Genomic DNA, 9,483 nt, shown 5'->3' on the forward strand with positions numbered 1-9,483 from the left:
CGCCAGTGAACCGCTTTGTCGTGACTCACCCTGGAGCACACCGGAATGGCAGACGAGTCGTCCCGCCGTAGGCATCCGCTGATCAACGGCCGCAGGGTCCGGGTCTCCGACCTGCTCGACGCCGGCATGCTGAACCCGGACCAGGTCCTGTCCTACCGACCTCCGCACTCCGACCTGTTACACAAGGCCGTCGTCACCAACCGGGGACGGATCAGGCTCTCCGACGGCCGCGAATTCACTACCCCGTCCGGGGCCGCCACTGCGGTCAACTCCGCCAAGGCTGTCCACGGGTGGTACGCCTGGCGCATCGACACGGACGGTCCGTTCCTGCACGAACTACGGCGACGGCTGCTGCAATCCGTGGCTGACGATCCGTCGGAGGCAGACGAATCCGAGAGCCCGGTCGATCGGGAGGGTGCGCGCCGACGGTTCGAGATGCTGAACGAGGCTTCCCGGCGGGCCGGGATGGGCGATCCGGTGAGCCTGACCGTACGAGAACTCATCCGGCTCTGGGGCTTCGAGGAACGGGACCGCGACACCAGCCAGCAGATCGACGCCGACCTGGCCAATCACGGTCTTGCCACCGCACCGGACTTCCGGGCGGTCAATCTCGACCGCACCGTCACGCTTGTGACTCTGCCGGCTCCCGGTGACACGAGTCGCAGCGGCGTCCTTCTCGGCGACGACGGCGGAACGCTCCAAGCCGAGTTGACCGACGAAGCGTCGGCAGACATCGGTCTGACCCTGGGCAACCTGCTCTCCAACGACGAGCCCTTGGTCTCCGTATCACCCTCGGCCTCCTTGCAGGAGGCCATCACCATCATGCGACTGAACGACTTCTCCCAGCTCGCCGTTCTCAACACTCCCGACGAACTACACGGTGCGGTGAGTTGGAAGTCGATCGCCCAGGCCCAGCACGCCGACCCAGGCGCGACCTTGAGCGGCATGATCACCGCAGCAAAGGTGTTCGACTACGACGTCCGGCTGCTCGACGTGATAGACGTGCTGTGGCGGGAGGATTTCGTCTTCGTCCGGGACTTCGACGGAGAGATTACCGGGATCATCACGGCAGCCGATGTCGTACACAAGTACGACGAGACCGCCACGCCATTCCTGCTGATCGGTGAGATCGACCAGGAGCTTCGTCGCCTGATCCAGAACACCTTTGACCTGGAGGCGGCCCAGCAGGCCTGCGGGGGCAAGAAGAACCTCAAAGGGTTCGACCACATGACCATGGGCCAGTACCAGCTCGTCATAAGCAACGCCGAGTGCTGGCAGGCGCTCGGGTGGCCTCTCGACCGGACCGTCTTCGTCAAGCGACTCGACGAGATTCGACAGATTCGCAACAGAGTGATGCACTTCAACCCGGACCCGGTGAAGGCCGCCGACGTGCACAAGCTCCGGCACTTTCTGGACCTGATCCGCACCTTCAACAAGTGACGAGCGCTGTCTCTGGGGCGCTCACCCGACCGGGGCGCGTCCAGCAGCGAGCCGGGCGAGCACGTCGATGGCTTCCCGCGCCGAGTAGTTCGAGAGCCAGGTGCTCACCGTGAACGTCGCGCGGTCAGCCCCCTGCTGGTCGGGTGGACGTAGCGTGGCGGGCAGATCCTTCACCCGGACCACCAGGGTCCAGGGTCCGCCGGAGATGCCCGTGCGGCTGGTCTGGATCGCGAAAATCGACTCGACGTGGTCCCACGGCACCCGGATCGCGAAGGCGTCCGTACCGGTACGACTCCGCGCCCGCACCCAGACCCCACCGGGGTCGGCGGCGAGCCAGATCCCGGTCACCTTGGACATGACGCGCAGGATGGCGAAGAGCACCACGATCAGGAAGGGCAGTACCAGCACCAGCAGCGTCCACGGCACCCCGGACGGACTGACGGCCGGGATGCAGAGCGGCGACAGGATGCCCAGCCACACGACGGGTTGCAGTGCCAGCACCCACACCAGCGCCCTGCGACGCAGGGCGAACGGCTGGCCTTCGTCCGGGATGCTCGGCGCGCTCCGGAAGACCCGGTCGTCAGCCACCGAACAACTCGCGGGAGAGCCGGCTGAGCACGGCCGGGCCGTCCCGGCCGTCCAGGGCAGCGGGGTCGATGCTGAGACCGGTGATCCGTTGGTATTCCGCCTGGGCGGTCCGGCTGAACTCGGCCTGTGCCTCGGCGATCAGCGACAGGACCGTCTGGGCGATGGCCCGACCGTCGCCCCGGCGGAGGGCCGAGTCGGCGATGTGGAGGTCGACCACCTCCCGATCGGGGCCGATGGTGACCTCGACCAACCGATCGTCGCTCTGTCGCGTCACCCGAAGCCGCGAAACGGCATCGCCGGCCGCCAGAATGCGGGCCCGGGTCGCCTCGAAGCTGCTCACCATCTCGTCGAGTCGGGCGGCAAGGTCCTCACGCACAACTGCTCCTAGGTGTTGGGATCCGCGGTCTTCGGGGTCCACCCCCATGCGCGACCGTCGATGCTGGGCAGCGCGTCGACGGGAGAGTTGGAGTGCCGGCCCTTGCCGTCGAGCGTGCTCTCGTGCTTCGCCAGCAGTTCGACGCGCGGCCTCGCCATGGACAGGTAGGTGATGACTCCGGACGCGAGCCCGCCGATCAGCCCGAGCAACGACACGATGATGTTGCCGGCTCCGACCAGGCTCACCACGCTCAGGATGAGGCCGACGGCCGTCAGCACCGCACCGACCATCTCCAGCCAGGTGAGTTCGATCCCGTCCGCCACCATCACGAGGGCGCCGCCGACGATCGGGATGCTGTCGGCCTCCTGGTGCAGCGCCGCCCTGACCTCGCCGAGGTAACGCTCGTACGCCTCGCTGGCGGTGCCCTGCCAACGGTCTTCGACGGTACGCAGGAACTCGTCCACCAGCCGCTCGGCGTGGCCGTCCAGCGCCGCTGAGGTCGGCGAGGAGGTGGGGCTGGTGCCCCAGACCTCGGTGGCCGCGCGTCGGAGTTCGTCCGTGTCGACGAACTGCTGGAACTCCTTGAGCATCTGGATCGGATCGTCGACGCCGACGAGTCGGGCGACCCCGCTGAGGACGTGTGCCGCCTCCGGCAGTGCCAGGGTCATCGGCCAGCCGCCCCGGTCCGGCCGGCAGCTCCCCGGTCGCTGCGGTCGTACTCGTCAGCCGCCTCGCGGAGCAGGCGACCGGCCTCGCTGACGGCGTCCCGGATCCGGCGCAACCGCCACTCCGTCCCGGACTGCGCGTCCGTGTAGGCGTCCCGGAAGGCGCGAAGCTCCTCGGCCATCAGATGAAGCCATCCGGTACGGCTACTGAACGCGTCGATCGGGATCGTCGCTGGACCTCCGATGGCAAACCTCTCCTGTAACGGCTTGAGATCATCCGCAACCTGATCGAGATGGTTCGCGTAGTTGCGTAGGACGTCCGTGTCGGTACCGAATCCATCCGGGTTCACCATCGCCAGATTCCTCCCCGCTATCCCGCGCCCGACGATAGCAGTCAATCTATTGATCAAGTCTTTCCATGCGCCTCAGCCGGCTTGCCGCCAGCGAGTCTGACCTGGGCCTGGTCGTACAGATGGCGAACATCGGACACTTCTCGGATGTCGAAGTGGATCATTTTCGTGCGGTACTCTGGCGCCTCCAATCGATCGGAGGCAGCGTGGAATACCGGATGGGCAGGCATGTGGCGATCACCGCCGCACTACCGTCCTGGTATATCGACTTCACCGACGAGCACCCGCAAATCGATCAACGCCCCCGGTCCGCCGAACGGTCGACAGTGGTCGAGTTGCAGCTTCCGGTGATCAGCGGCTCCATTGACGTACGGCTGGAACGGGCACGCCCCAGTCAGGTCTTCGGCACGGGCCTGATTCTGCTGACATATCCCATTCTGTTGTTTCTCAGCGCCTTCAAGGCCGTAACACAGTTCGTCAGCAGGGCGTGTGGCTTTCTCGTGCGGGCACTTGACCTTCAACTCCCGCGCCCTGCACCGGTAAACATCACGCGCGATCAGTCCGTGGAGCGCGTGAGTCAAAGCGTCGAGCGGGTGGGACAGCTCCTTGGCGAGACACTCACCTCGATCGACCGCCATGCGCCGGCCTGCACGGCCCAGACAGCGCCACCTCGACAGCGTCGGGCACGCTGACCCGATCGATGCGCCTTCCCCTCCATGGCCTCGGAAAGGACCCGGCCGGGTGACAGAGCAGGTGCGCGCGCCCGACGGCGCGTCCTGGTTCCAGACCGAACAGGCCTGGGAACGGATCTCCAAGCAGCACCCTGATCCGGCAAAGGCGATGGACGCCCTGATGGAACTCGTCCGCTGCGACATGGATCATCGGCACAGCCAGGAACGGTCCGCGCGACGACGGCAGTGGGCGAACTGGTGGTTGCGACTCGTCCGGGTTCTGTTGGGGTTCGGCGCGCTCGTCCTCATCGCCCGGGTGGCCGTGGAGTTCCTCAACCAGCAGGCACCGGTGCAGGGCATGGTGATCCTGCTGGTCGGCTCCGTGCCCATCACCGCGCTCTTCATCACGGGCAAGACCGAGGCGGCGCCCAGGCCGCCCCGCGAGGCACTACAGGCTCCGGCACCGCCGCCCGTCTAGCTTCGCGGATAACGGCGGCCCTTCACCCCACCGCGACGTAGGTGGTCGGTCAGAGGCCGAGGGCGCCGATGGCGGCGGGAAGGGTCGGGGCGGTGGCGAGCTGACGTACGTCGTCGTGCTCGCGGAGCCACACCTGGCAGGTCGGGCCGTCGTAGTGGACGGCGACGGGTTGCCCGGGGTGGTGGCGGGCGAGCCGGCGCAGCAGGGGTACGGGGTCGTCGACCGCGATCGGGGTCGGGGTCTGTGGCACCGGGATCGGCTGGTCGGGGTTGGCGGGGACGTTGCCGGCGATGGCGAGTTCGAGATATTCGAGGCAGTGCGCGGTCGCGGCCTCCGGGGTGGACCGGGTGGGCGGGTTGGCCGGGGCCGGCAGTCGGCCGGGGACGTTGACGGTGACGTCCCAGCTCTCGCCCTGGATGAGGCGGAGGTCGCCGGCATTGCGGATGTGGTCGGTGAGGGTGATCGTGACCGTCAGGCGCAGCCCGAGGACGAGCCGGACCAGGTCGGCCAGGGGCGGCACGTCGGGTCGGCGGGCGAGGACGAAGAGCCGGCCGCCGGGTCGGCCCCGGGCGGCCCAGCGCAGGTATTCGGTGAGCGGGTCGGCGTCGGGGCGGTGCAGGGTGACGGTGCCGTCCCGGAGACTGTGGTCGAGGCTGCCGGCGCCGTCGAGTTCGACCAGGTCCTCCGGGCGTACCCCGAAATGGTCGGCCCAGCCGGCGAGCCGAAAGTGGTCGGGAAGCTGGTGCAGCGGCTTGCCGCCGGGGTGGGTTGCCACGTGCGGTGCCGGCACCTGCCGGCCGGTCCGCCAGCTCTCCTCCCCCGCCGGCCCGGCCCGGCCGTCGCCGCCGCTGGATCCGGCAGGGTCGGCGCGGTGGCCGGCGGGCTCGTCCTGCCAGGCGAATTCACCGGTACGCCAGCCGGACGCGTCGCCGCGCCAACTGAGGTGTACGACCCGGCCGGCGAGGTCGGTGATCGTGATAGCCGCCTCGGAGTGGAGTCGACGGGTGCCCCGGCAGGTGTAGCAGCGCAGCAGTGACGGGCTGCGGCCGGAGCCGGCACACTTCGGGCACTCGGAGTCGGCCCGGTCGGTGCCGAGTCGGCAGTCGCAGCGCCGGAGTCGACTGTGCGGGTCGCAGTCGGGGCAGTCGACGTACGGGATGGGCGAGTCCTGCCACGACGGTGCCGGCGGCTGCCATTCCCGGCGCAGCTTCGTCGCACGCCGGCTGTAGATCTGCCCGGTCGACCACTCGGTGAGCGTTTCCGTGGTCCCGGCGGTACGCAGGCTGGTGTGCCACCAGCGGCCGTCCCGCCAGACCGCCTGCGCCCCGGCGGTCGGGCTGCCGGCAGCAAGGTCGAGACAGTCGGCGAGGACCCGCCGTTCGAGCTGGTCCAGGTCGATCGTGGGTGGGTCGGGTGGTGGCTGCCCGATGGTCAGGTGGTGGGCGGGGGCGGTCAGGCCGCGCTCCTCCAGGCCGTCGCAGGCGTCGAGGATTGTCGTGGTGCTGATCGAGGTGGTCAGGTCGTCGGCGTAGCCCCGGGCCTCGGACGGCACCGGCCCACCCGGCACCTCGAACCGGATCGCCCAGGTCAGCCCGGCGGTGGCGATCAGGCGGCGGGCCTCGACCACCAGGTCGACGCAGAGCAGATCGGCCAACCGGCAGAGACGGCCCAGCTCGGCCGGCGCGTTCCGGGGCGGTGCGACCGTTGACCGGCCGAGGTAGAGCCGCCACGCGTCGTTGCTCTCCCCGGCGATGGCCTCGGCCTCCAGCACCTCCCGGACCGATGCCGAGTGCTCCGGCCGCCAGGCGCGGGGCAGGAAGACGAGCGGGCCGTCCGGATCACCGGGCTGGCGGACATCCGTCCACGAGCCGGCGCCGACACCGACGGCGGCGGCCAGGTCGCGCAGCAGCGGGGCGAGCGGCAGATGCCAGCTTCCACCGCCGTCGCCGGGCCACGGCGCCGGTTCCACCACCCCGGGTACGACGTTCGCCGACGCCACCGCCCCGGTGTCCAGGTTCGCCATCGTGAGGACGAGTTGGGCGCGGCGCCGCCCGGTCTGCCCGCAGTCGTGGCAGGACCGGCCGACCGTGCCGACCCCCTTGCACTCCAGGCAGTCCTGGTACGCCTCCCCCCGCCGCCCGCCGGTCCGCCTCGCTGTCACTGATGCTTTCGTCGATCAGGAGGCGGTTGCCGCCGTAGGTGCAGCGGCACGGGTCGAGGGTGAAGGAGAGGCCGTCACACGACCGGCACTGCACCACCGGAGGCCCGGCCATCAGCGCCGCGCCAACCCGTGCGCCGTCGACACCTGCCGGGACTGCCACCGCCGCAACGCGTCCTTGATCCGGGCGTTCTGCTCCCGGACACCGGCCAATTCGGCGTACGCCCTGGCCAGGTCGACGGCGACCTGCTCCAGAAACTGGGTCACCTCGTCCGGGTCGACTCCCCGCCGACCGAAGCCGACCGGGGTGAACCGGCGCAGCCGCACCTGCGACGGCAACAACGGCCGGTACGCCGCCGACCGGTACGGGTACGGGTACGCCGAGCCGAGCCGCTGCAGCGACAGCCCCTCCCTCCCCTCTCGCCGGAACAACCAACGGAGCAGAGCACGCATGACCTCTCACCAGCCTCTCGGAGAACAGGACGTGGACGGGTGGCCCCGGCCTGACCTTCGGCTTGCCCTACCCCAGGCCGGGGCCACCCCGCCCCACCGCCGCAGGCGCGGCAACACGTACGGCAGCAGGGCGTGACTCAGGGCTGGCACGGCCAGCAGGGAGAGATCGCTAGCCGTGCCAGCAGGGATGCCCAACCGGAGGGCCGGTTGCCTACCAGGCTTTCCGTCGCCAGGCGTCCCGCAGAGGCAACTTACAATGCAAAGCATGTGAGGACAAGACCTAAGCATGCAAAGCAGGCGAAGTCTTGAGGCTTCGTTAGCGATCATGAGAAGATGCAGGGGCCTACCAGGAAGTTGCCATGCCCCGTATCTCAGATCGCCAGCGCATCGCACAGGACATCCGCGACAAGATCGCGTCGGGCGAGTACAAGCCCGGCGACAAGCTGCCGTCGCTCCGCGAGCTGATCGCGATCTACAACGTGTCCGCCGAACCCGTCCGCTCAGCCTTGCTAATCCTGCAAGCGGAGGGGCTCCTGGAAGGTCACCAGGGCAAGGGCGTCTTCGTGACCGAGCCGAAGTAGGGATTGCCACGATCTCTTGACGAGCCGACGACGAGGCCAGTGACAGCTTCCTGGTCGAGGTTGGCTCGCTCGCCGAGCAGTAGAGCAAAGAGTGCGATCAGCGCCCCCCAGCAAGCAGGCGGCCTAAGTTGACCTTGAGTCACCCGCCGGAGTCTGACTTTGACATTTTCGAACTTTTTGGCAGTAATGGATGGCTGCCGTGCCATATTTGACTGTCTATCATCCGACTACATGCGGTATTGATCGATCAATGGATCATCGGCATGATACTCGGTTGGCATAGACAAAGGCTAAGAGTGGGACGTCTAGTTTAGCGATTTGGCGAGGGTATGGGGTCTGACTTCTTCATCAGCTACACGAGTGTGGATGATCCCTGGGCGCAGTGGATCGCCGTTGAGTTGGAAGCTGCCGGCTACTCCACGGTGCTACAAGCTTGGGACTTCACCCCGGGCACTGATTTCCTGCACGAGATGCACAAGGCAGCCAAGTCAGCGCAGCGGACGGTTGCGGTGCTTTCCCCTGACTACTTCGGCTCGGCGTTCAGCGAGGCAGAGTGGCGGGCGGCGTTCGCTAAGGATCCCAGTGGAGAGCTAGGGCTGCTGGTGCCAGTACGAGTACGAGATTGTAAGCCGCCCGGATTGTTGGCAACTCGAGTGTGGGTGGACCTCGTCGGGGCACGCGAGCCAGAGGCCCGCGACCGGCTCCTGACCGGTGTAGACCGCAACCGGCCGCGACCGACCTCGGCTGTCTTTCCCGGCGACCAGCCGCCATCGGGCAGTATGGACCAGTCCCGCGCACCATTTCCCGGGCCGCGTGACGATCCGGTAGCAGGAGCTTCGGCGCCCCAGCGACCCGCTAGCCCCAGAGCCATCCTTTTAGCGCTAGCACTAACTGCCGCATTAGCAGTATCTTGCTGCTCTGGCGTCCTGAAGGATACGCCTGAAGTAAAATCGTCATTTCCTGTTGAAAACGGCATCCGCCCCGCAGGCGCAAATGACGAGGCAGTTCTCAACACCACAATCGCCACCCTCCAGGCATGCAGTCAGGTCAAAGCTCTCAGCCCCGTGCACTGCCCACAATCCGTGGATGACAAGATAACAAGCGATGTCGAGGACGTGCAATGGCGCCTTCACGGCGACCCAAAAGACGGAGCCCTTATTCGTTACAACGGAGAAGAGGGACGATTTCATGTCTTAGGCACGGCCGTAATGACGGTATCCTACAAGGAGATGCGAGGACAGCCCAGGCTCAAACTTAGAGTTGTGCATTATTGGGCTAGAGTGGAATGGGCTGACAGTCGCGCAAAGGTCATCGAGATCGGCAGGTTCGACGACTCCCCTAAGCCATCTACCGCGAAGCGGAACCCGAATTTGTCAGAGGATGCACTGCGCGCGCTTGTGCGAACCGCCTTTGAACGCTGCGCCTCAGTGAAATCTTCCCCCATGCCGCCTGAATGCCCGACCGGCAAGGCTCCCGTTACGAGCGACAGGGCCATTTGGACCCTCAAGGGTAATCCGACCATCAACGCACAAGCCACATTCGACCCACCTTCCGGCCTAATCCATGTCGTGGGGAACTACACATTGACGGTTGAATACAACGCCTTCCTCATTGGTCACACGTCTCAGCAGGAAGGCGGCGAGTACGACGCCACGATCTCGGTGGACAACTCGAAGCCCGTCGTGCTACGAATTCAGAGAAAAGAGAGTTAACTTCTCCCCCT

The 9,483-nt window shown here is 66.9% G+C and carries 11 protein-coding genes; 5 read left to right on the forward strand and 6 right to left on the reverse strand.

The window, feature by feature from the left end:
- Positions 1–45: 45 nt before the first annotated feature.
- Positions 46–1,440: a restriction system modified-DNA reader domain-containing protein gene (locus V1634_RS08700; protein WP_331207218.1), complete on the forward strand. Its 1,395-nt coding sequence runs from the start codon at positions 46–48 to the stop codon at positions 1,438–1,440.
- A gap of 21 nt (positions 1,441–1,461) precedes the next feature.
- Here V1634_RS08700 and V1634_RS08705 read toward each other — a convergent pair whose 3' ends face one another.
- From V1634_RS08705 to V1634_RS08720, 4 genes are read right to left on the reverse strand one after another with little or no spacing between them, the layout of a single operon-like run.
- Entirely contained in the window at positions 1,462–2,028 is a 567-nt protein-coding gene (locus V1634_RS08705) for a hypothetical protein (protein WP_331207219.1), read from the reverse strand.
- A complete protein-coding gene (locus tag V1634_RS08710; protein WP_331207220.1) occupies positions 2,021–2,404 on the reverse strand; it encodes a YbaB/EbfC family nucleoid-associated protein in 384 nt (127 codons plus the stop codon). Before V1634_RS08710 ends, V1634_RS08705 begins: the two co-directional genes overlap by 8 nt.
- A gap of 8 nt (positions 2,405–2,412) precedes the next feature.
- Entirely contained in the window at positions 2,413–3,072 is a 660-nt protein-coding gene (locus tag V1634_RS08715) for a WXG100 family type VII secretion target (RefSeq protein ID WP_331207221.1), read from the reverse strand.
- A complete protein-coding gene (locus V1634_RS08720; RefSeq protein ID WP_331207222.1) occupies positions 3,069–3,422 on the reverse strand; it encodes a hypothetical protein in 354 nt (117 codons plus the stop codon). Before V1634_RS08720 ends, V1634_RS08715 begins: the two co-directional genes overlap by 4 nt.
- A 65-nt stretch (positions 3,423–3,487) precedes the next feature.
- Here V1634_RS08720 and V1634_RS08725 point away from each other — a divergent pair, with 65 nt between their 5' ends.
- A complete protein-coding gene (locus tag V1634_RS08725; protein ID WP_331207223.1) occupies positions 3,488–4,111 on the forward strand; it encodes a hypothetical protein in 624 nt (207 codons plus the stop codon).
- A gap of 49 nt (positions 4,112–4,160) precedes the next feature.
- A complete protein-coding gene (locus tag V1634_RS08730) occupies positions 4,161–4,568 on the forward strand; it encodes a hypothetical protein (protein ID WP_331207224.1) in 408 nt (135 codons plus the stop codon).
- 49 nt (positions 4,569–4,617) lie between these two features.
- Here the strand turns inward: V1634_RS08730 and V1634_RS08735 are convergent, their stop codons facing one another.
- Together V1634_RS08735 and V1634_RS08740 are read right to left on the reverse strand one after the other, a co-directional pair.
- Complete coding sequence (locus tag V1634_RS08735; protein ID WP_331207225.1) at positions 4,618–6,729, reverse strand: hypothetical protein; 2,112 nt, start codon at positions 6,727–6,729, stop codon at positions 4,618–4,620.
- A gap of 111 nt (positions 6,730–6,840) precedes the next feature.
- Positions 6,841–7,179 carry a DivIVA domain-containing protein gene (locus tag V1634_RS08740; RefSeq protein ID WP_331207226.1) on the reverse strand — a complete coding sequence of 113 codons (339 nt, stop codon included), beginning with the start codon at positions 7,177–7,179 and terminating at the stop codon, positions 6,841–6,843.
- Positions 7,180–7,538: 359 nt separating this feature from the next.
- Here V1634_RS08740 and V1634_RS08745 point away from each other — a divergent pair, with 359 nt between their 5' ends.
- Together V1634_RS08745 and V1634_RS08750 are read left to right on the forward strand one after the other, a co-directional pair.
- Positions 7,539–7,760: a winged helix-turn-helix domain-containing protein gene (locus V1634_RS08745; protein WP_331207227.1), complete on the forward strand. Its 222-nt coding sequence runs from the start codon at positions 7,539–7,541 to the stop codon at positions 7,758–7,760.
- A 329-nt stretch (positions 7,761–8,089) separates the two neighbouring features.
- A complete protein-coding gene (locus V1634_RS08750; RefSeq protein WP_331207228.1) occupies positions 8,090–9,472 on the forward strand; it encodes a toll/interleukin-1 receptor domain-containing protein in 1,383 nt (460 codons plus the stop codon).
- Positions 9,473–9,483 lie beyond the last annotated feature (11 nt).

Source organism: Plantactinospora veratri, from assembly GCF_036421995.1.
Taxonomy (GTDB): Bacteria; Actinomycetota; Actinomycetes; order Mycobacteriales; family Micromonosporaceae; genus Plantactinospora; species Plantactinospora veratri.